Origin of the sequence: Salinivibrio sp. HTSP (genome assembly GCF_003390965.1) — a bacterium.
In the GTDB taxonomy this organism is placed as follows: Bacteria; Pseudomonadota; Gammaproteobacteria; order Enterobacterales; family Vibrionaceae; genus Salinivibrio; species Salinivibrio kushneri.
Genome location: NZ_PXUD01000113.1, coordinates 22,334 through 43,596 on the forward strand (window position 1 = coordinate 22,334; position 21,263 = coordinate 43,596).

Annotated in this window: 17 protein-coding genes; 6 read left to right on the forward strand and 11 right to left on the reverse strand. The window is 51.0% G+C overall.

Annotated elements, in window-relative coordinates; genetic code table 11:
• Nucleotides 1–23 precede the first annotated feature (23 nt).
• Nucleotides 24–434 (reverse strand): diacylglycerol kinase, encoded by a 411-nt coding sequence (locus C7A19_RS14950; protein WP_077520358.1) that lies wholly within the window; start codon nucleotides 432–434, stop codon nucleotides 24–26.
• Nucleotides 435–530: 96 nt separating this feature from the next.
• Between C7A19_RS14950 and C7A19_RS14955 the strand changes: the two genes are divergently transcribed.
• Complete coding sequence (locus C7A19_RS14955; RefSeq protein ID WP_116645308.1) at nucleotides 531–1,574, forward strand: glycosyltransferase family 9 protein; 1,044 nt, start codon at nucleotides 531–533, stop codon at nucleotides 1,572–1,574.
• A gap of 39 nt (nucleotides 1,575–1,613) precedes the next feature.
• On the opposite strand, the gene acnA is transcribed toward C7A19_RS14955, so the two are convergent.
• Nucleotides 1,614–4,352, reverse strand: coding sequence for an aconitate hydratase AcnA (acnA, locus tag C7A19_RS14960; RefSeq protein WP_116645309.1), 2,739 nt, complete (start codon nucleotides 4,350–4,352; stop codon nucleotides 1,614–1,616).
• A 176-nt stretch (nucleotides 4,353–4,528) separates the two neighbouring features.
• The gene (locus tag C7A19_RS14965; protein ID WP_116645310.1) at nucleotides 4,529–5,131 is read right to left on the reverse strand and encodes a DUF6151 family protein; all 603 of its coding nucleotides are present in this window, start codon (nucleotides 5,129–5,131) and stop codon (nucleotides 4,529–4,531) included.
• A 439-nt stretch (nucleotides 5,132–5,570) separates the two neighbouring features.
• Here C7A19_RS14965 and C7A19_RS14970 point away from each other — a divergent pair, with 439 nt between their 5' ends.
• The 3 genes from C7A19_RS14970 (at nucleotide 5,571) to C7A19_RS14980 (ending at nucleotide 8,149) form a co-directional block, all read left to right on the forward strand.
• Nucleotides 5,571–6,206 carry a 2OG-Fe dioxygenase family protein gene (locus C7A19_RS14970; protein ID WP_077459016.1) on the forward strand — a complete coding sequence of 212 codons (636 nt, stop codon included), beginning with the start codon at nucleotides 5,571–5,573 and terminating at the stop codon, nucleotides 6,204–6,206.
• 2 nt (nucleotides 6,207–6,208) lie between these two features.
• Nucleotides 6,209–7,456: a cysteine desulfurase-like protein gene (locus tag C7A19_RS14975; RefSeq protein ID WP_116645311.1), complete on the forward strand. Its 1,248-nt coding sequence runs from the start codon at nucleotides 6,209–6,211 to the stop codon at nucleotides 7,454–7,456.
• A gap of 225 nt (nucleotides 7,457–7,681) precedes the next feature.
• The gene (locus C7A19_RS14980; protein WP_077459018.1) at nucleotides 7,682–8,149 is read left to right on the forward strand and encodes an ASCH domain-containing protein; all 468 of its coding nucleotides are present in this window, start codon (nucleotides 7,682–7,684) and stop codon (nucleotides 8,147–8,149) included.
• A 51-nt stretch (nucleotides 8,150–8,200) separates the two neighbouring features.
• On the opposite strand, the gene C7A19_RS14985 is transcribed toward C7A19_RS14980, so the two are convergent.
• Nucleotides 8,201–8,485 carry a hypothetical protein gene (locus tag C7A19_RS14985; RefSeq protein WP_077459019.1) on the reverse strand — a complete coding sequence of 95 codons (285 nt, stop codon included), beginning with the start codon at nucleotides 8,483–8,485 and terminating at the stop codon, nucleotides 8,201–8,203.
• A 160-nt stretch (nucleotides 8,486–8,645) separates the two neighbouring features.
• Here C7A19_RS14985 and C7A19_RS14990 point away from each other — a divergent pair, with 160 nt between their 5' ends.
• Nucleotides 8,646–10,031 (forward strand): class II fumarate hydratase, encoded by a 1,386-nt coding sequence (locus tag C7A19_RS14990; protein ID WP_116645315.1) that lies wholly within the window; start codon nucleotides 8,646–8,648, stop codon nucleotides 10,029–10,031.
• Nucleotides 10,032–10,037: 6 nt separating this feature from the next.
• Here the strand turns inward: C7A19_RS14990 and C7A19_RS14995 are convergent, their stop codons facing one another.
• From C7A19_RS14995 to C7A19_RS15015, 5 genes are all read right to left on the reverse strand, one after another.
• The gene (locus C7A19_RS14995; RefSeq protein WP_116645312.1) at nucleotides 10,038–11,450 is read right to left on the reverse strand and encodes a GGDEF domain-containing protein; all 1,413 of its coding nucleotides are present in this window, start codon (nucleotides 11,448–11,450) and stop codon (nucleotides 10,038–10,040) included.
• Nucleotides 11,451–11,569: 119 nt separating this feature from the next.
• Complete coding sequence (gene msrB, locus C7A19_RS15000; protein WP_069360829.1) at nucleotides 11,570–12,013, reverse strand: peptide-methionine (R)-S-oxide reductase MsrB; 444 nt, start codon at nucleotides 12,011–12,013, stop codon at nucleotides 11,570–11,572.
• 107 nt (nucleotides 12,014–12,120) lie between these two features.
• Nucleotides 12,121–13,188: a succinylglutamate desuccinylase/aspartoacylase family protein gene (locus C7A19_RS15005; protein ID WP_069360828.1), complete on the reverse strand. Its 1,068-nt coding sequence runs from the start codon at nucleotides 13,186–13,188 to the stop codon at nucleotides 12,121–12,123.
• Nucleotides 13,175–14,080: a 30S ribosomal protein S6--L-glutamate ligase gene (gene rimK, locus C7A19_RS15010; RefSeq protein ID WP_116645313.1), complete on the reverse strand. Its 906-nt coding sequence runs from the start codon at nucleotides 14,078–14,080 to the stop codon at nucleotides 13,175–13,177. Before rimK ends, C7A19_RS15005 begins: the two co-directional genes overlap by 14 nt.
• 14 nt (nucleotides 14,081–14,094) lie before the next feature.
• On the reverse strand, nucleotides 14,095–14,535 hold the full coding sequence (locus C7A19_RS15015) for an ATP-dependent zinc protease (RefSeq protein ID WP_077484960.1): 441 nt from the start codon (nucleotides 14,533–14,535) through the stop codon (nucleotides 14,095–14,097).
• A 214-nt stretch (nucleotides 14,536–14,749) separates the two neighbouring features.
• On the opposite strand from C7A19_RS15015, the gene C7A19_RS15020 reads away from it, so the two are divergent.
• Nucleotides 14,750–16,090 (forward strand): magnesium transporter, encoded by a 1,341-nt coding sequence (locus C7A19_RS15020; RefSeq protein WP_077459023.1) that lies wholly within the window; start codon nucleotides 14,750–14,752, stop codon nucleotides 16,088–16,090.
• A gap of 78 nt (nucleotides 16,091–16,168) precedes the next feature.
• Here the strand turns inward: C7A19_RS15020 and C7A19_RS15025 are convergent, their stop codons facing one another.
• Together C7A19_RS15025 and C7A19_RS15030 are read right to left on the reverse strand one after the other, a co-directional pair.
• Nucleotides 16,169–17,080 (reverse strand): mechanosensitive ion channel family protein, encoded by a 912-nt coding sequence (locus tag C7A19_RS15025; protein WP_235614325.1) that lies wholly within the window; start codon nucleotides 17,078–17,080, stop codon nucleotides 16,169–16,171.
• 110 nt (nucleotides 17,081–17,190) lie between these two features.
• The coding region (locus C7A19_RS15030) for a VCBS domain-containing protein (protein ID WP_116645314.1) at nucleotides 17,191–21,263 on the reverse strand (4,073 nt) is incomplete at its 5' end.

The following is a 21,263-nucleotide window of genomic DNA, read 5'->3' on the forward strand; positions in this document are numbered from 1 at the left end:
GGGCGCGTTGCCGGGTTGTGTATTTAGGTGTATGACTGAATAAGTGGCCTGCCGAAGTGATGCCAAAGGGTGGCAAGCCAGACTACACCCGCCAAAAGCAAACTGACAAATACCGCCGCAGAACCAATATCTTTGGCTCTGCCACTTAGCTCATGACGCTCTTCACCCACTCTGTCGACCACGGCTTCAATGGCGGAGTTAAGTAATTCGACGATAATCACTAACACAATGACGCCGAACATCATCAAGGATTCCGTCAGCGGTAATTGCAGCCAGAGTAATACGACTAGCGCCGCAGCCAATAATACAACTTCTTGGCGGATCGCCGCTTCATGGTGATATGCCGCTTTTAATCCAGCCCAAGAATAGCCGGTGGCTTTAATGATACGTATGATCCCTCGCGGCTTTTCTGAGGGGGATGTATTAGCGCCCATAAATACATTCTCGTAACAATTTGATCGATAGGCTGGCATTTTACATTTAACCGAGCCAACTGCATAATCGGCGCGATAACTTAATTGGAATTTGTTATGCCTCTGTTTACTCACGCCCCACGCTCCCTGTGTTTTTTACGCCTGTCTGCGATTGGCGATGTTTGCCATGCGGTGGCAGCGATTCAAGCCGTGCAGCGCCATTGGCCACAGACGCAGATCACTTGGGTGGTTGGTAAAGTCGAAGCACAGCTTTTAGCCGGGCTTGAAGGAGTGGAGCTGGTGGTGTTTGACAAAAAGGCAGGCTTGGCAGGCATGCGTCACGTCTGGCAGCAGCTGAAAGGGCGCCGGTTTGATGCGCTAGTGCATATGCAGCTTGCTTTACGCGCTAGCTTATTGACTGTGGGGATCGGCGCGCACCATCGCGTGGGGTTTCATCGTCACCGAGCGAAAGAGGGGCAGTGGCTGTTTACCAATAAACGGATCCCCGATACCCAATCGTGCCATGTGTTAGATAGCTTTTTCGCCTTTACTCAATATTTGGGCGTGCCGGTTACGCCGCCGCAGTGGCAACTACCACTTTCTGAAGACGATCATGCCTTTGCCAACGCGCAACTGGGTGACAAGCCTACTGTCGTGATCAGTCCTGCCGCGAGTAAAGATGAGCGCAACTGGCTGCCAGAGCGCTACGCTGAATTCGCCGACTACGTGGTCGGTAAAGGGTATCAGGTGGCCCTGTGTGGTTCACCGGCCGAGCGTGAAAAAACGCTGGCCGCGCGCATTATTGCCGACGCCAACGTGCCGGTGATGAACTTGGTGGGACAAACCAGTCTCAAACAATTGGCTGCGGTGCTCGCGTGCGCCGATGCGGTGCTGGCCCCCGACTCCGGCCCCGCGCACATGGCAACCACACAAGGCACACCCGTCTTAGGTCTTTATGGCCATAGCAACCCGAAGCGCACCGGCCCTTATAACAATCTCGCGGATGTGGTCAGTGTTTATGAAACCTTTGCTGAACAGCAACATGGCAAGCCCGTTGATCAGCTAGCATGGAGCACGCGGGTGAAAGGTGATCATGTGATGGCCGCCATTGACACTCAGCAGGTGATCGACGCGTTTGAAACCATGATGGCGACGCAATAAAAAAGGCCCCGCGGGGCCTTTTTGGTATTGGTACCAGTATTAGCTAGCGAGTTGGCGCAGCACGTAGTGGAGAATGCCGCCATGGCGGTAGTAATCCCATTCAACGGCAGTATCGATGCGGACGTTGACGTCAAACTCCATGGTTTTATCATCCCGAACCGCACGTACCTTGAGGGTAGAGGGTTCGCCCTTGATCTCGTCAAAGTCGAACACTTCTGTCCCATCCAATCCAAGTGATTCGACGGAATCACCCTCTTTAAATTGCAGTGGCAACACGCCAAAGCCCACTAAGTTAGAGCGGTGAATACGCTCGAAGCTTTCAGCAATGACGGCTTTGATACCCAGCAAGTTGGTACCCTTGGCGGCCCAGTCACGGCTCGACCCTGTCCCGTACTCTTTACCCGCAAGCACGACTAATGGCGTATCATCTTTTTGATAGCGTTGGGCCGCTTCATAGATACTCATTTGCTCATTGGTGGGCAAATAGGTAGTCATACCGCCCTCGGTGCCCGGCGCCATTTGGTTTTTCAAGCGCACGTTGGCAAAGGTGCCACGTACCATCACCTCGTGGTTGCCTCGACGTGAGCCGTAGCTGTTGAAATCTTTTGGCTCAACGCCTTTAGATTTCAAATACTCGCCCGCTGGACTATCTGGCTTAATTGCGCCGGCGGGTGAGATGTGGTCGGTCGTGATCGAATCACCGACTTTGACCACACAGCGTGCGCCTTTAATCGGTTTCATTTCCGGCAGTGCCATGGTCATGCCGTCAAAGTAGGTTGGTTTTTTAACGTAAGTGGAGTCAGGCCATGAATAAATCTCATCTTCAGGCACCGGCAGTTTACGCCATGCGTCTGTGCCGGCAAACACATCCGCGTATTTGTCTTGGTACAGCCCTTCCGTCATTGCGGATTGGATAGTTTGCGCCACTTCCTGCGGGGTGGGCCAAATGTCTTTGAGGTAAACAGGCTTACCGTTTTCATCTTGTCCTAATGGCTCCTTAAGGACATCGACATTCATATTACCCGCCAGTGCGTAGGCCACCACTAACGGGGGTGAGGAGAGATAGTTGGCTTTCACATCTTGGTGAATACGGCCTTCAAAGTTGCGGTTACCGGAAAGCACGCTGGTCGCAAGCAGATCCGCCGAGCGAATGGCTTCAGTGATAGGCTCAGGTAGCGGCCCTGAGTTACCAATACAGGTGGTACAGCCAAAGCCAACAATGTTAAAGCCAAGTTCGGCAAGTGGTTCAAGTAGGCCAACATTTTCTAGATAGGCAGGCACCACCTGAGAACCAGGTGCGAGAGAGGTTTTCACCCAAGGCTTGGTGTTTAAGCCTCGCTCACGTGCTTTTTGTGCCACCAACCCTGCAGCCACCAATACGGCCGGGTTCGAGGTGTTGGTGCAGGAGGTGATCGCCGCAATCACAACCGCGCCGTGCTCAAGGTTGAATGTTTCCCCTTTGTATTCGACCTCCACTTTACCTTGTTCGCGAAGGCTAGGATTATCGACCGCGGTTTGTCCGCCTTCACTGGCAAAACTGGCGATCAGGTTATTTGCTGCCGCTTGCTCTTTTTCCAACAGCTGATCGAACTGGGCTTTGGCGTCGGTTAATGCAATTCTGTCCTGTGGGCGTTTGGGGCCAGCAAGACTTGGTACCACATCGCCGAGGTCGAGATGGAGCGTGTCACTGTAATCGGCAACGGGTGCGTCGTCATCACGCCACAGACCTTGTGCTTTGGCGTAGGTTTCGACCAGTGTGATTTGCTCATCAGTGCGGCCTGTCAGGCGCATATAGTTGAGGGTTTCATTATCAATCGGGAAGATGCCACAGGTTGCACCATACTCGGGCGCCATATTGGCAATGGTCGCACGGTCAGCCAGCGGTAATTTGGCGAGCCCGGGGCCATAAAACTCAACAAATTTACCCACCACACCGCGTTCACGTAGCATCTGGGTGACGGTGAGTACTAAATCAGTGGCGGTAGCGGAAGCAGGCAGCTCACCTTTTAGCTCAAAACCAACCACTTCTGGGATCAGCATGGTGATAGGCTGGCCGAGCATCGCCGCTTCTGCTTCGATCCCCCCCACGCCCCAACCGAGCACGCCTAAACCGTTGATCATGGTGGTATGTGAGTCTGTACCTACCAGGGTATCTGGCATGGCTAACTTGTTGCCGCCTTGCTCTTCCACTAATACACCCGGGGCTAAATACTCAAGGTTTACTTGGTGCACAATCCCAGTGCCAGGTGGCACCACACGGAAGTTAGAGAAGGCTTGCTGACCCCAGCGCAAAAACTGGTAGCGCTCGCTGTTACGCTCAAACTCAATCTCAGTGTTTTTCTGCAAGGAATCAGGGTTGCCGTAGTCATCCACCATGACCGAGTGGTCGATAACAAGATCAACCGCACCAAGCGGGTTGATTTTGGCTGGATCTCCTTTCAATTCGCGCATGGCGGCACGCATCGCCGCTAAATCAACCACCGCAGGTACGCCAGTGAAGTCTTGAAGCACGACACGAGCAGGCGTGAAGTTTACCTGATCTTGCCCAGCTTTATCGGCTTGCCATTGGCAAAGCGTACGAATGTCGTCTGCGGAGACATTCTTGCCATCTTCTTTACGTAGCAAGTTCTCTAGCAGCACTTTTAAGCAGTAGGGTAAACGACTGATCTCGAAATTATCGGACAGTGCGTCCAGGCGGTAGTAGTCGTAGGTTTCACCGTTGACATGTAGAGTACGTCGGGTGTTGAAACTATCTGGGTGTTGAGATGGGTTGCTCACGGATGCCTCCCCTTGTCCGTTATTGTGAATAAGAGAGGCGACTTTGCCTGGAAGGCTGTCGCCTCGCTCGGGGGATTGCTTGATTTTACAGCTCTATTGTAAATGGGCTGATGATGAAGTTAAAGCGTTGTTATCACGCTACAACCTATCACTCCCATCGGTCTTACCTTATCTTGTCACGGCAGAGGCTGTTTCCTTCTCGATGAGGGGGCTGATTGCTCCACATGATGAATCAGGCCACGCGGACGCCCTTCACGGTCAAAAAAGACATTCGGACGATGTTTACCCAGTAGCCGTGCCCACAAGCCCTTTACGGCAGTGATAACCATCAGGCGCAATGGAAATCTTGCGTGAACCTTGTTTGCTGTAGGCGTTGAGCGAGCATCTTGTCCTTGCACATACCAGCGAACTGGGCCGATTTCTTCTTCATTATCGCCTTCAATCTGATAGCAAGCGCTCACCACGCCAACAAAAGGAATATCGGCATGAATGGTATTGGCGATAGGCGTTTGACAACAATGGGTATACCAGCGGTATAGACCTCGTTCGCTCAGTCTCAAACAGGTTAATTGGTCTCGGCCGCGATAAATGCGGAGCTGCGATGGCGTAATTTGTAGCACTTCTGTGCCGCCGCCTGGCTCGAGTTCAGTATGGTAGCCCAGTGTTTGCGCATAGGCCTGGCAATCACTGCAAAAGCACACACAACGTTGGCTTTGCTGTGCATCAATGATCTCGTCTGTCATTTGCCCACATGAACACCGAATGGCAAGACGTGCCATATTATTTCCCCTCGTTGCAGAGCCTATCTCATCAGTATAGCGCGAATTATGTGTTTAGACGTTTGCGATAAAACGGATATAGACCGTCGCAATCACGCGAAAACGTTATCTATAAGATCCTGTTTTATCGGATATGGCAACTTTTCGTGACAGTAAACTGCCGAGAGTGCGACTTAAAATATTGATCATTGCCTTTTAATTGGTGGTTAATGCTAATGTTTACTAATTGTTAACTTTTGGCTTGGAGGTTTTCAATGGCTTAAGGGTTATTAGTAGGTAATCATTCTGATTGATGGTTTTAAAGTCGACAAATCTAGGGTCGAAACTGGAAATGGTAGGGGATTTAGTTAAACATAACATGTAACGCATTTGTTAATATTGTGCTTGGCAATGGCCCTGGCATCAATGCGTGCTTCGGTACGGATAAAAGGAGAACGCCATGACTACGTCTTCACTACTCATGCAGCTCAATCAACTGGATGATAACGACATCAAGCAGCTTCAACCCTCGTTTGATAATCTCCCTGGCACTTCACATGCAGACGGCGGCTATCGACTTCGTCGTTACTCGGTGGTTCATGTTTTCAATGAAGGTGTCGAAAAACTACCACCACGGCCGTTTATGCAAACCTCGGATATCAACGAGTTCCAAGGCGATGTGGCGAGGACATTTGAAGATATTGAATCAGAAACCGTGCAAAAGCCTGGTTTTCATGCCATGTGTCGCACTTTCCGCGATATGTATCAGTTAAGCGACGGTAACGATATTGAAATCCACCAAATTCGTATTCAGGCGGATGATCAGTCGGTACAAGTCGCCCCAGAGGGGGTTCACCAAGATGGCTTCGATCATATCGCCATTGTGAGCATTGGCCGCGATAATATTGATGGCGGTGACTTTCAGGTATTTAGTCACAAAACAAGCGCCCCGCTGTTTAGTTTGCCGCTGGCACCGGGACAAATGGCAGCACTTGATGACCGTACACTGTGGCATTACGCTGAGCCAATTACGCCCGTGGATAACCAGAAACCGGGCACGATGGATGTATTTGTACTCACAGCAACAAGGAAGTAACGATGACACCAGCAGGCTTTTCACCTTATGCTGTTCGGGGACACTTTCCCGCGCTTGCGCAATTGATTAACGGTCAACCCGTTGCATTTTTTGATGGTCCGGGCGGCGCGCAAGTGCCGAGTGCGGTGCTTGATGCCATGGTGGATTATTTAGGGCACTACAACGCCAACCTTGGTGGCCAGTTTTTCTCTGGTCGTTATACCACCGAGCTGATGCAGCGGGCACGGGATGTGGCGGCCGCCTTTGTGAATGCCTCATCGTCAGAAAGCATGGTATTCGGGCCTAATATGACCACCTTGACTTTCTCGTTGAGCCGCGCAATCAGTCGCGACTGGCAGGCGGGGGACGAGGTGATTGTCTCCGCGTTAGACCACTATTCAAACGTGTCTAGCTGGCAGCAAGCGGCGCACGATAAGGGTGCGACGGTGAAACAAGTACGTGTTGACGAGTCGACGTATTCTATCGATATGGCACATCTTGCCAGCCTAATGACCGATAAAACCAAGTTGGTTGCGGTGACACTCGCCTCAAACACCACAGGCAGTTTGGTCGATGTGGCAAAAGTGGTCGAGATGGCGAAAAAAGTGGGCGCCAAAGTGTATGTCGATGCGGTGCATTACGCGCCCCATCGCTTGGTGGATGTACAAGCGCTCGGATGCGACTTTCTTGCTTGTTCGGCGTATAAGTTTTTTGGGCCCCATGTTGGTTTCGTGTATGTCGCGCCTGAGTGGGTACAGACATTAAAACCGTACAAAGTAGAACCTGCGACTAATCAAGGCCCCGGCCGGTTCGAAACGGGCACGCAAAGCTTTGAAGCCATTGCGGGCTTTATTGCCGCGGTTGAGTATCTTGCACAATGGGGCGACCCAACGTCTTCACTACGAGAAAGACTAGCGGCAAGCTATGCGCAGTATCAAGCACATGAGCGGGCCCTGTCTGCTCATTTTCTTCAGTTGATGCGCGCTTATCCCAAAGTACGTATCTATGGTATTACTGACAATCATCTGCTCGATAAACGTACCCCTACCTTTGCGATGCGTATAGAGGGGGTCGAGCCAGCTGAGGTTGCGCAAGCACTCGGCGCGCAAAATTTTTGTGTCTGGAACGGCCACTTTTATGCGCAAGGCTTGTGTGAACAGCTTGATGTTTTAGACAAGGGCGGTGTGATCCGCATCGGTATGATGCATTACAACACGGTTGATGAAATTGATCGGCTACACCAAGCCTTATTGCCATTTATTAGCGATTAAGGTGAATGATTCTCTCAAGCGGCCAAAAGGGCCGCTTTTTTTGGGTTTAAATTGGCTTTGATTGATGTTTAAGTGTAATTTATTCACAAAGCAACTTAGAAACGTTAGCCAGCGCATAGGCGAATGCGCGTCTGCACGTTATGATCAACGTTGTTAGTGTTGTCCAAGAAACTGTTCATAAAGAAATCATTTAAAAAGAAACCAATAAGAATCAAGGCGAGACCCATGACTGAAGAACAAAACGCCTTTTGGCATCAATATCTTGCGACCCTTCCCTCGGACCAACGGCCAGCCGATGAGCACGTGGTGGTCGACACCTTAAGCCATCATACGGTGAGAGCCAATGAAGTCGCGACCTTGGTGAGTTTGAATAAAAAGAAAGCGCACTGCCGGTTGCGCAGTTCTTTGGAAGAGAAACATGCGGTGGCCCCGCAGAAAGGCCAATACAAAATTGTGCTAAATGGTCACCAACGGCCCGTTTGTATTGTGAAAACCACTAAAGTGAGTTATTGCCCATTTAACCAAGTCAGCGCCGAATTTGCGGCACGAGAAGGGGAGGGAGATGGTTCTTACCAGTGTTGGCACGAAGCGCATTGGGGATACTTCTCCCAATACGCCAAAACACACGGCCTGCATTTTGATGAGCACTCGGATGTGGTGCTTGAAGAGTTTGAGAAAGTCTATCCACTCTAAAAATTAAAGCCGCGCTGAGCGGCTTTTAGGGTAATTGCTTAACTGAAGGCGTTACTCACCGATATCCAAATTAATCTCATCGGCCCATGGCATGTCTGGCAGGGTATCTAAGTTGGCTTCATAGCGGGACAGGGTAAATTGTCCGTTGTGATTGCTGACGTCGTAGATCTCAACCATTAACGCACAGGCAATGTACTCGATAGCTTCATCGCGTGAATAGCCGGTCATACGTAGGCGCATCAAGGTTTCTGCTACCTTTTTAGGCTCTTGGTCGGCAATCTGGTTCTCAACCACTTCAATCAAATTAGTGATACTGGTACTGGTTTCGTCTTGCATGGTATTGCTCGTTATGGGTGACAGTGACGCCATACTAGGAGATGCACGACGAAGAGGCACGGATTTTTTATCGACCGATGAAGTCACTGACTTCATTTAGCTACTTTAATGTGTTAATGATAACCATTATCGAAACGGCATGGCGAAATAAAAGGATGTGATCATGGCGAAAACACGTATTGAAAAAGACAGCATGGGTGACGTGGAAGTGCCTGAGCAGGCTTTGTATCAAGCACAAACGCAGCGTGCGGTGAATAACTTTGCGGTCAGCGATCAGACGATGCCGGCGGACTTTATTCGTGCGCTGGCGATGGTGAAATACGGGGCGGCACAGGCAAATGAGTCACTCGGGTTGTTAGAGCGTAAGATTGCCGACGCCATTTGTGAGAGCGCACAAGAAATCATGGCGGGTAATCACTTGGATCAGTTTCCTGTTGATGTGTTTCAAACCGGGTCGGGCACCAGTTCGAATATGAATATGAACGAGGTACTTGCTACCTTAGCCTCAGAGAAATCCGGTGAGATGGTTAGCCCCAACGATCATGTCAACATGAGCCAAAGCAGCAATGACGCCGTGCCAACGGCAATTCAGATCAGTACCACGTTAGGCTGCGAGCAAAAACTGCTGCCTGCACTCGCTCATTTGCGTGATGCCTTGCAAGAAAAGAAACAGTCCGTTGGCGATATTGTCAAAACCGGGCGTACCCATTTAATGGACGCCATGCCAGTCACCATGGCGCAAGAACTGGATGCCTGGTCGCAGCAAATTGAACATGCCATGGTACAAATTACCCAGAGTTTGTCGCCGGTACGCGCGTTGGCGCAGGGAGGGACAGCGGTCGGCACAGGGATCAATGCTCACCCATTGTTTGCTGAGCGTTTTGCCGAAGCGGTAGCCGCGCTGAGCAAGACGGGTTTTACGGCCAGTGAGAACCCATTCTTTGCCATTGGCAGCCAAGATGCGCTGGTGGCCCTTCATAGTCAATTAAAAACCACCGCGGTGGCAACCATGAAACTAAGCAATGATTTGCGCTGGATGAACTCGGGGCCACTTGCGGGACTCGGTGAGATCGAGCTGGAAGGGTTGCAACCAGGCTCGTCAATTATGCCAGGCAAAGTCAACCCCGTTATTCCCGAGTCGGCGGCGATGGTGTCCGCGCAGGTGATGGGCAATGACACCACGGTGACGGTGGCGGGTCAGTCGGGGAATTTTGAGCTGAACGTGATGCTGCCAGTGATTGCCGCGAATGTGTTGCAAAGTATCAACTTGCTCGCTGGCGCAAGCCGACTGCTTGCCGATAAAGCGATTCGCAGCTTTAAAGTGAGAGAAGATAACCTGCAAGCTGCGTTGTCTCGTAACCCTATCTTGGTCACCGCCCTCAACCCTGTTGTTGGGTACTTGAAAGCGGCTGAAATCGCTAAAAAAGCGTATCAACAAGGACGCCCGATTCTCGACGTTGCCGAAGAAGAAACCGATCTGGGTCGAGAGAAGCTTTCGCAGCTTCTTGATCCAACCAAGCTCACTAAAGGCGGCATCGCCGAGTAATGCGCTTCACGGGTCCTCCTTGGGCGCAACCACCACACGATTGCGCCCAAGGCTTTTGGCGGTATATAGGTGATCATCAGCGCGATCAAATACCTGCTCAGGATGGCTATCGTTTGGGCAGCTTTCGGATAAGCCACAGCTGACCGTATAGGTGAGCGATTGGTTATCAAACTGTGAGGTATTCGTCGCAATACGTTGGCGAATACGCTCGGCCACGTAGTACGCATCGTGGCTGTCAGTATTGCGAAAGATAATCACAAATTCTTCCCCTCCATATCGAGCCACCAAGTCGGTTTGGCGAACGGCGCGTGTTATCTCAGCAGCAACATCTTGCAAGACGCGATCGCCGGCGGAGTGACCGTATGTATCGTTAAATTGCTTAAAGTTATCGACATCGATGACGGCGACCGTATAGGTGTATCGCGTTCGCCGAGATCGTTCGTATTCAATCGCTAATTCAGGCAATAGGCCGTAGCGATTAACGGTGCCAGTCAGTGGATCCAGGCTGGCTTTTCGTTGCCAGCTGTCTCTTGCCGCAACGGCATTTTTATATTCCATCACTTGGATAGAAATACTGATGCTGGCCAGTACGGTGGTGAAGATAAAAATAAGCAGTGCTAACACGCCGTCATAGAGGTCAGGGATCGCGAATGCCCCCATATCGAATGGTACCCTTAAGATAGACACGATGATTAAGCCACAAAGGCCAACCAGTAGCGTACGCCAATGGCCGGAGAACGCGATATAAATCAGCAAAGCAAGCTCAATATAAATAGCGCCTGGAAACACGGAAAAGCTGATGAGTGTCAGTGCCATAATGGCAGCGACGTAGGCTACGTTTTGCCAACGGAGTGTTGGCCAGTCAAACCCCTGCCTTTGCCAAGCCGTGTACAAGCTTACCCAGAGTAGCGTTGATGTGGTGTAAGTCATGGTAAATTCAATGGTTAAGAATTGTAGGCGCCCATGAACTAACTGCTCATCGATATAAAGAGGAATGGCGACAATGGCCATCATTGCTATCGCGGGTAACAGGCATCCGACGAGCACAAATCGAAAAAGAGCCCGCACGGTATCCAGGCAATGTGGATAGTATTTCTGCCATAGCCAAGCGGATAATGCGGAGGTGAGGGTCAGAAATATACCAAAAAACAGGCCAGTAGCGAGATGCAGCGATTCGATCCGCGTAACCGCCGCCAGGCCATGACCCAACGAACCGGCCAAGATAAGAGGGAGCAGTAAACCCAGCCCTAGATGCCGGAACAATACCACTGCTAGGCCACTGGAAATATTGAGTAAGGTGACCGTATTGATATCGAGTATTGCGGATAAATAACGCATATCCAGCCAGACGATCGCCCCGTAAATGAGGCTCCACAACAATATGTGGCGAGCGGCAGGTAAAGAACTCCCCAGTAGCATGTCACCTCTGCGTCGTGCGATGCAATAGGATGGAAAAGTGGTTGATAGTGGCAGTTCGCTTATGGCTAAGTGTAGCAGAGCCGCGGTTGGACTCTGCTTTTTTAGTGGGGAAGGTACGGTTAATCGAGCTTTTTCAACGCGACGGCGTTCATACAAAAGCGTAAGCCAGATGGCTCGGGGCCATCTGGGAATACATGGCCAAGGTGAGCGTCACAGGTGGCACAGGTGGTTTCAATTCGCGTCATTCCGTGGCTGCCATCTTTATGATAGGCGATGGCATCATCTTGCGCAGGTTGCGTAAACGACGGCCAGCCTGTCCCCGAATCAAACTTTTCATGCGCATCAAACAGCAAGGTGCCGCAGCATGTACATCCATAACGCCCTGGTTCAAAGAGCGTGCACATCCCTGAGCTAAACGCGCGCTCTGTGCCTTTTTGGCGGGTAACACGAAAGGTCTCTTCACTGAGCTGTGCTTGCCACTCTTGGTCTGTTTTCTCAACCCGCGACGGCGGCGTGAGATTACCGTTTTCACTTCGAGCGACGATGTCTTGCCATGTCAGCATGATGTCGTTCCTCTTATTGAACGGGCGGCTGCCCGTGCTACAAAACGCGTAGTGTTATGAATCTTATGGCTCGATGCAAGTAGTACGGTTTGTTTCTCGTGACGCGATCATGTTGATAGGGTGCCAATTCCCCATTTTAGCTCATCATCTTGGTCGTCTTTGACTTGATCTCGATAACCTTCCAAGTGTTGTTCAATCAAATCATCAGACTGTGAGAAAAAAGCAATATGAAAGATAGCGTCACCTTCATTGACCACGGGCAGTGTTTGCTGCCCAATGAGGATGCCGCTCTGGGGAGCGATGACCTCGACCTCTTGACTGCCTGCTGGATCAGAAATGATACCGATGACTTGTTGCTTGGAGACCATCTCACCCAGGGCAATATGGCTGCGGAATATGCCATCTGCATCGGCACGTACCCAACGGCTTGTTCTGGCTGTGACAGGTTTGTACGGTAATTTCCGCCGCGATTGACGCAGCATGCCTAAGTGCCGCATCACGCGTATGATCCCCCTAACACCTGCGTTAATGGCGTAAGGCTCAAAGCGTAGTGCTTCGCCGGCCTCATAGGTGATCACCGGAATGCCAATCGCTTCTGCCTCTGCGCGTAAGGATCCGTCTCTTAATGCGGCGTCGACAACCACAGGGGCGGAAAATGCAGTCGCCATCGCCGCCGCCTCTTGATTCTCCAGGTTGACTCTGATCTGCGGTAGATTGGTGCGGTGGATGGCGGCGGTATGGAGATCGATCACGTGGGTGCATTGACTGATCACTTCATTAAAAAGCTGATACGCCATGCGCCCGGCAATAGAGCCACGTTCTGAACCTGGAAAAGAGCGATTCAAGTCTCGCCTATCTGGTAGATAGCGAGATTTATGAATAAACCCAAACACGTTCACAACGGGAATGGCAATTATGGTTCCGCGCAATTTTTTTGTATCGGTTCTGGCCATGATTTGGCGAACAATTTCGATACCATTGAGCTCATCGCCGTGAATCGCCGCACATATTAACAGTGTGGGGCCCGATAATTTGCCGTTAAGGATCTCGATACTCACGTTGAGCGGTGCGTGGGTATAAAGCTTGGCGATTTCCAGCTCTAGGCTGAGACGATCACCTGGGTTAACGGTCTCGCCACCGATTTCGATGGCCTTGTTTTTTTTAGCCCTTCCCACGAGTGCGTGTCCTTTTTGAGTAAGCGTTCTTTTCGATATATTCCACGACCATGCCAGCAACATCTTTTCCGGTCGCGTTTTCAATGCCTTCTAGCCCTGGAGAGGAGTTAACTTCCATGACAAGCGGGCCACGTTCTGAGCGCAGCAGATCAACCCCGGCGACATTGAGCCCCATAGCTTTGGCCGCTGCGATGGCTGTACGTCGCTCTGCGGGCGTGAGCCGAACCAAGGATGCTGAGCCTCCGCGGTGTAAATTAGAGCGAAACTCGCCTGGCTGGGCTTGACGTTTCATTGCCGCAATCACCTTGTCACCAATCACAAAGCAGCGAATATCAGCACCGCTGGATTCTTTAATGTACTCCTGCACTAAAATATCGGCTTTTAAGCCCATAAAGGCTTCAATCACACTTTCAGCTGCTTTTTTGGTTTCGGCGAGGACGACACCAATGCCTTGGGTGCCTTCCAGCAGCTTGACGACCACAGGGACACCGCCCACCATTTCCAGCAAATCACCCACATCACCCGGCTTGCTGGCAAACCCAGTATGCGGCATACCTATGCCTTTGCGCGACAGCAATTGCATTGACCTTAGCTTGTCTCTAGAGCGGGTGATGGCCACAGACTCATTAACAGGAAAAACCCCCATCATTTCAAACTGGCGCAATACGGCACAGCCATAAAAGGTGACTGAGGAGCCGATACGCGGAATGATGGCGTCAAACCCCTCTAACTCCTCGCCAGCGAGATGAATCGACGGTTGTGTCGAGTTAATGCTCATATAACAGCGTAGTGCGTCAATAATTTTATACTCATGGCCACGTTGTTCGCACGCTTCAATCAGGCGCCGAGTGGAATAGAGGTTTTTATTCCGGGAAAGGATACCGATTTTCATTATGGTTAGGGCTCCTATTTGCCAAGCAGAAATGAATGCATAGGATCGACAATGACGTTTCCCGTCATCGCGGTACGACCTAACAGCATACGAAAGCGCATGTTATCGCGTGCGGTGAGTGTCATCTCTATGGGATAACACAGTTCACCGGCTTTAAGTGTGGTCTGAATGACATAGCGAAGTTGCTCATGCCCGCCAGAGTCGCGCACGACGCGACGCGCAAGCACGGGCGCTTCTGCTTGAATCACATGCTCGTCATCGCCTTGGTGAGGATGGATCCAAAAACGAACCCAGGTGACGTCTCCTTTCTCAAACTCTTCGATTTTGAAGGTATGTAAGCATGAAGTCCGCGCGCCCGTATCAATTTTGGCTTTTATACGCGCAATATTGAGGTCGGGGAGGCTAATCCACTCACGCCAACCTACACACACTTTTTCCGTTGATTGAACCGGCATTGTTATCATTACTCGTTAGTGCTCTGCCTTGCTTTCACCATAGAAGTGATAGCGGTTATTCTTGGTAAGAATCTGAAAAATCGGCGATGATATGTGATAACCATCGCACACTGGAAACGGCACTAGCATCGCATATAGGAGACAGCTGAGGGCCCCTGCCGGGGGCGGTTCGCTGGACTGCTGTGCACATGATGACCGTTGAGAAGGAAATACCATGCAAACGAGTGATAGACAAGAAGTGATTGACGATTTGCTATCAAAAGTCGATCAAGATGCGCCCGAGACGATACAAGAGATAGAGCAAGCACACGGTGTGGATAGCCTCGCTCTGTTGTTGGAAGCCTTGCCCGTCAACGATCGTGTGGGCTTTTGGGAACAACTCTCTCCCTCGTTACAACTGCCAGTGTTGGCGGAAATGCGTGATGACGCCGGTGAGGCGGTGATCCGTGCCGTTGATGAGGCACAACTCCATACGCTTTTTGCTGATCTCGACGCGGACACCTTGTTGGAGTTGCAAGATGTGTTGACCGAACCGCTGCTAGAAGAAGCGCTCGGTCGTATGGACTCGGAGCAAAAGCAACGCTATGCCTCGGCACAACAGTATGCGGATAACCAAGTGGGGCATTGGTGTGATCATCAACCCTTAGTGGTGCCCGCCAAAACAAAAGTCAATGTGGTACTGCGTTTACTGCGCCGTGTGATGCCCAAATATTGTGATCATGTCTTCGTTGTCGACAGTCGAGGCATCTGGGTCGGGGCTGTCCCTATTCATAAGCTGTTCGGCGCGGACGGGGTGCTAAAAATCAGTGAGCTGGTCCGTGAACAGTTCCCCAGCTTGAACGCACGTGATGATATTTATACCAGCGCTGACAAAGTCGCGAGCAGTGAAGAAATCGCACTGCCCGTGCTGGATGACGGTAATATGTTGATTGGGCGACTTGATTTGGGCACGGCTTATGAGATGCAAGCGGAACGGGCAGAAGCGCAAATTATGGCCACCGCGGGCTTGGATGAAGATGAAGATTTATTCTCCCCGGTAATGAAAAGTGCGCGCAACCGTGCGTTATGGCTTGGGGTGAACCTGATGACAGCCTTTCTCGCGTCATGGTTTATCGGTCTATTTGAAGCAACGTTGCAGCAGGTTGTCGCGCTGGCGGTACTCATGCCCGTGGTCGCTTCTATGGGGGGGATCGCCGGTAGTCAAACCTTGACGCTGATCGTGCGAGGCCTCGCGCTCGGGCAAATCTCTAAAGCTAACCTAAAGCCTCTTTTGAGCAAGGAATTTAAAGTGGGGCTGCTTAATGGTGTGCTTTGGGCGCTTGTGATTGGTGCCATTGCGGGTTACTGGTTTGAAAGCTGGGGACTTGGTGCGGTTATCGGTGCCGCGATTGTCGCCAATATCATCAGTGCGGCATTGGCGGGGATTTTTGTGCCAGTGTTATTAGAGAAGCTGAAGATTGATCCGGCACTGTCAGGCTCAGTGATTTTAACCACAGTGACGGACATCGTCGGCTTTGTCGCTTTCTTGGGCTTAGGGACGTTGTTTTTACTGTGAGTTTTACTTGGACGTGATGCGTCGTCACTCAGTTGATCGCTTGATAGCGCGCGTGATCCTCACGAGCGCTTTATTCTCTCAAGCGGGTGTTGAAGGCGCGGTCGTTTCGGCCGCTGTCAACTCGGTTTTTTCGCTCAGTTTGCCGTCTGCTGCGGGGAGCAGCTTTTCGCAATAAAGCGTCATAATGTCTTCCCGTATTAATTGTTCGAGTTCGGCGGCGCGTTCGGTCGGACAGAACAGGCGGACGTGGACATGTTGCTCTCCAGTATCGGTATGAGACAAATAGACATGAGGCTCAGGCCCAGGCAAATCCACCCCCGCATGACGTTCAATCACATGGTTATAACGTCGAGCGATATCGAGAAAATCCTCACTATGATCGTCGATGCGTGCCAGCAGCGCCGGAATATGGGGATATAAATTTATATCGCCCCGGATCACCAAGTGAAAATGGTGATAGACATAGCGCTTCATAAAGTTCAGGTTTTTCACTGTGGTAGAGAAAAACAGACTATTCGGTAAGGTCGCTGTTTTACCGGTATAGCAATAGTGACCATGGTGGGTATCAATCTCTTGAATTTTGGTGGCCATTAAGTTGTGCTCGATCACTTCGCCACGAGAGTTACCGACCTCAATCCAATCACCGATACGAAATGATCGTGAGCTGGCGCGTTGAATTGAGCCGGTAAAGCATAGGATGATCTCTTTGGAGGCCACCACCACCGCGACTGCAATGGCGGTGAGCGACAGGGCAAACTCGCTAATTTCTGTGTTCCAAAATAAGAACAAAAACAGTAAAAGCAGGCTAAATGCCCCGTTTTTTGTACGTGAGATCCACTTGCGTTGATCTTCACTGAGGAAGTTACTGTCGCCGCGAATATGACGTAAAATCAGTCGGCGGATCACGCTAACAAAAACGATAACACCAATGGTGGTCAATAGTTTGTTTTCGACCAACAGTTGGGCGATATTTTTCAACTCAGATAACAAAATCACTCCCATCATGCTTCTGGCAAGTTTTGGCGCTATTCTGCCCCTTTGTTAGGCAAAATAGAACATAAACTTACTCCCACGCATCAGATATACGCGTCAGGTGTCGATTAGTCTGTCATCAGTTTGTTTTGTTGGATCATGGCATCTATCACGGAAGCGCTTAGCTCTTGGCTGCTGAGGCCACTCATATCAATTTCGTATGCGCTAGCCATGTCTGCCACACTGAGGTTTTCAAACACCACGTGTTGGTCGATTTGATTATCGCCCGCAGAGGCGATGTATAAAGTGGCTTCACCCTGATCGTTGTCCTCAAGCGTCAAATAGTCTTCAAGGCTCTCTCCGGCTTGGTCTTCATCAATCAGCAGCTCGGAGAGAGCCAGTGTATCTTTTTGCACATCAAAGTCAGTAATGCGATCAACTGCTTCTGCGCCGACCGACCCTTGATCGCCGCTTAAAAACGCGAAGGTATCAGAGCCAAGCCCTCCGGTCAGTGTATCGTCACCTTTCCCGCCAATTAGCAGATCATCGCCAAGGCCGCCATCAAGCGCGTCGTCGCCGTGGTTCCCGAGTAAACTATCATCGCCCGCGTTGCCAATCAGGGTATCGTCACCTGCACCGGCCGCGAGAACTTCACTTTGATAAGTACCTTCCAGCGTTTGCTCATCAATCGCAATAATATCGACCAGTGCACTATCTATATAACTGCCATTAGAGGAGGTGTATTCAAATTGATGTTCAGGCTCTGGCAACACCGCATTAGCTCTATCCAGAGTGAGATAAATTTCATAGCTCTCGGTATCATTGGATTCATTGTTGGACACGACCTCAAAATAGTAAGTGCCTTGCTGACCGGCCGTAAAGCTATTACTGCCCGTATCTGGGTTGAGAGTATCCAATAGCTGTTGGTTTTCGTCATACACTCTTACGCTCAGATTATTCGTCCAATTGTCATCATCAAAGAGTAAGCTCTCGTTTTGGTAGAGATCCATTTTTGTCATGTCACTGTCGGTACCGTTTTGCACCGTCCCCGTCAGGGCGGCATTGGCACCGAAGTTACCAACATCAATGTGTGGCCACACCTCCTGGGTCATGGTCCCGAATTTACCGCGGTCTAGGCTCTGTGCCTGAGCAAACGAACCAGCGTAATCACCGAGTTCGGATTCTGCGATAAATTTAGAGTCGTTACCGATGGGGTCAAGGAAAGCTTGCGTATTCATCGCACTATCGGGTGTGAAGGTGACGTCATCCGTGCCCGTTACTGACCCTTGTACCCCGTTGCTGGTCGCCGTGATCGTACTGTCCATTGACGGAATATCGTTATGGGTTAATGCCAAACCGGGGATCACGATTGGGCTACCGTCATGAACATTGGTGATCACTATATCGTGATTGGCATCGAGCCGTGCCTCGTAGTAGAGGTCAATGGCAACATTCACATCACTGGTATCGCCATCGTTATCGGTAAGCGTCAGCGCGATTTGTTCTTGTTCGTTGAGAATATTTCTGTCGACCGCCACGCGGTAGTCGTACTCGCCGGTATTAAAATTGATGGTGAGGATCCCGCCCTTGGCGGTTTCAAAGGTCTGCTGCGCGCTGTCCGTGGCGGGATCATAGTTGTACGTTTGCCCATCTAGGGTGAGCGTAGAAACGTACCCACCGTCGGCGCCGAATAAGGAGACAGTATTACCCTCATCATCCATCAGAACCATGCCACCCGAAACTTGTCCGCTCTTGATGGTTTGTAGCAGTGAGTAAGCGAGTTCATTTTCATCGGTCACCAGCAACACATTGTTACTGCTATCACCTGAGCTACTTGCTGCTATAGGAGTCAGTGGCGATGTCGTAATGCCATCCCCGACCCCGACACTGAAGGACTCATCAATGCCTTGCGCGCCGATATAATTTTGCCATGCACTTTGCAGGCTGGTGTTATTTTCAAAGTCATCATTGGGTATCCCATCCGAGATAAAATAGGAGACGGTTTTATCTGTGGTGATACCAGAGGTATCGACAGTATTGATGATCTCGTTTAGCGCGTTATCGTAGCGGGTGGCACCGCCGGCATATAGGCCCTCGATTGCGTCTAATGCGCTGCTGACATCGTTAAGTATCCAACCTGAAGACTGGGCTTCACTCGAAAATGACACAACTTGGATGTTGAGATCGCCAAGCTTATCGTATTCCTCTACCATGGATTTTAGTGCGGCTTTGGTGACTTCCATCCGAGTGGGTGAATCCGGGTCACTCGGATCAACCGGATCGGCCATACTACCCGAAAGGTCAACGGTAAGAATCAGATTAAAGGTCGAGCTACTCTCTGCCGTCGCATATAAGGCACTTTCGATGTTGTCAGAGGTCGGCGTATCATCTTGCACATTGACAGTAAAAGCCGATGAGCGATAAGCGGTGGCCGCTGTTGGATCATAAGTCGTGTAGGTGAAGGCTTCACTCACGTTATCGCCGCTGGTGGCGCTGTTGAGTGTATAGGTATAGTCACCCGTGCGATAACCTTGGCTGTTGTCTTGGTTATAAACAGTCAAGGTGCCACTGGCGGTCGTGAGGGTTAAGACACCGTCACTGCCAAAACTTTGTCCATTAACTTGATCGAGAGCGACATTGGTACCAATCCCGGTGTCATTATCCAAGAGGTTGCCTTGGGTGGAATGACTATTATCGTTGCTCACTAACCCTTGCTCGCTGACTGAAGCGATATCGGCGTTTAACTGGGTATTATTGTCATGGCCGACTGTGAGCTGTGCCTGACTGATATTCCCATCGCTGTCGGTGAGGGTATAAGTGAATACCTCATCATCCAGGGTGCTGGCATCCGTCGCTGACGCGACTAATGATTGGTAAACATAGCTACCGTCAGACTGGATCGTTAATTGCCCTTGCGATGTGGCAATCACAGTACTGCCGTTAACCGCATAGGTGGTACCGTTGAAGCTAACCGCGGTCACCGTGGTGGTATCCGCCCCAAGGGTATCGGCGCCAGCGCCGGCAGTGATCACGTTTCCCCCTGTCGAGGCGGCAGAGGCCACGCTGTCGCTATCATCATGGGCGACAGGCGCGGAGTCGCTCACATCAAAGGTCACGGTTGTCCACTCGCCATTCTCGCTGCTTTGGTACGAGAAGCTGTCATAGACTTGACCGCCGCCTGCATGATTCACTGCTGGTGCGGTGTAGGTGAAGCTGCCATCGGCACTGACCGTAATGCTGCCGCCCAGTGCGGTGGCGATGGTGGCAGGGCCGATCACAACTTCACTGTTGCCACTTTCTCCTTGGCTGGCATTGGTGGCAACGCGGGTGACCGTGGCCTGTGTGTCTGTATCGTTGCTAATCAGCCCATTGGCACTGGTAATGCTGGTGGTTTGTCCTTCGGTCAGCGCAAAGCTATCATTTTCTAGATTTAGCATGGCCGTGGTCGATGCCTGATCCGTGCCGTCGGTACTGATAGCCGTAATGGATAGGGTGACGCCAGTCATATCCGCGGGAGAGGCGAGATTAAGACCACTCAATTGCGCGTCCGTGAGCAGCCAATCGCCGGTGCTTGCCTCTTTTGTCCCCGCTGATAATACCGCATCGTCGGGTAAGCCGCTGATTCGGTAAGTGAGTGTTTCGCCCGCTTCATTGGCGGTGCCGGAGATTGTTAAGGGCGAAAGAATGGCACGTGATCCGCCCGCTCCAGGGTCAGTGGCGGAGATTTGTCCTGTGTTATCAATATAAGTCAGTGATTGATCGCCACGACTGACCGTGAGTGTGGGGGCGGTAGCAACCCCTTCGACGTTGAAGGTGACATCGTGCGTGAGACTCGCATTTTGGGTATCGGTGGCGCGGAAGCTCACTGTCTCTGTCCCACTCCAATCGGCGACCGAAGAAATGGTCGCGATGCCATTCGCATCAATAGAAACGGAGACCCCACTAGGCACATTCGCCACATCAAAGCTTAACGTATCGTTGCTATCGATATCCGAAAATACCGTATTCAGATCAATGGTGTAGCTAACAAAATCCTCTTGCAGATTTTGCGTCGAAACAGCCTGAGCCAACGTGGGTGCGTCATTGCTACCGGTAATGGTAATGGCAATGTCCTGTGGTACACCGTTAGTAGCGGTTAGTGTGATAGTGTCGGTAACTTGATCGCCTGCGTCTAAATCCTGCACGCTGGCTTGATCAAGGG

What these genes read in the sequence shown, in the direction of transcription:
- C7A19_RS14955 (WP_116645308.1), top strand. Translation starts at nt 531, where the DNA reads ATGCCTCTGTTTACTCACGCCCCACGCTCCCTGTGTTTTTTACGCCTG.
- C7A19_RS15015 (WP_077484960.1), bottom strand. Translation starts at nt 14,535, where the DNA reads ATGCCGGTTCAATCAACGGAAAAAGTGTGTGTAGGTTGGCGTGAGTGG.
- C7A19_RS14995 (WP_116645312.1), bottom strand. Translation starts at nt 11,450, where the DNA reads ATGCTACTGGGGAGTTCTTTACCTGCCGCTCGCCACATATTGTTGTGG.
- msrB (WP_069360829.1), bottom strand. Translation starts at nt 12,013, where the DNA reads ATGCTGACATGGCAAGACATCGTCGCTCGAAGTGAAAACGGTAATCTC.
- C7A19_RS14985 (WP_077459019.1), bottom strand. Translation starts at nt 8,485, where the DNA reads ATGCAAGACGAAACCAGTACCAGTATCACTAATTTGATTGAAGTGGTT.
- C7A19_RS14950 (WP_077520358.1), bottom strand. Translation starts at nt 434, where the DNA reads ATGGGCGCTAATACATCCCCCTCAGAAAAGCCGCGAGGGATCATACGT.
- C7A19_RS15020 (WP_077459023.1), top strand. Translation starts at nt 14,750, where the DNA reads ATGCAAACGAGTGATAGACAAGAAGTGATTGACGATTTGCTATCAAAA.
- rimK (WP_116645313.1), bottom strand. Translation starts at nt 14,080, where the DNA reads ATGAAAATCGGTATCCTTTCCCGGAATAAAAACCTCTATTCCACTCGG.
- C7A19_RS14970 (WP_077459016.1), top strand. Translation starts at nt 5,571, where the DNA reads ATGACTACGTCTTCACTACTCATGCAGCTCAATCAACTGGATGATAAC.
- C7A19_RS14980 (WP_077459018.1), top strand. Translation starts at nt 7,682, where the DNA reads ATGACTGAAGAACAAAACGCCTTTTGGCATCAATATCTTGCGACCCTT.
- C7A19_RS14975 (WP_116645311.1), top strand. Translation starts at nt 6,209, where the DNA reads ATGACACCAGCAGGCTTTTCACCTTATGCTGTTCGGGGACACTTTCCC.
- C7A19_RS14965 (WP_116645310.1), bottom strand. Translation starts at nt 5,131, where the DNA reads ATGGCACGTCTTGCCATTCGGTGTTCATGTGGGCAAATGACAGACGAG.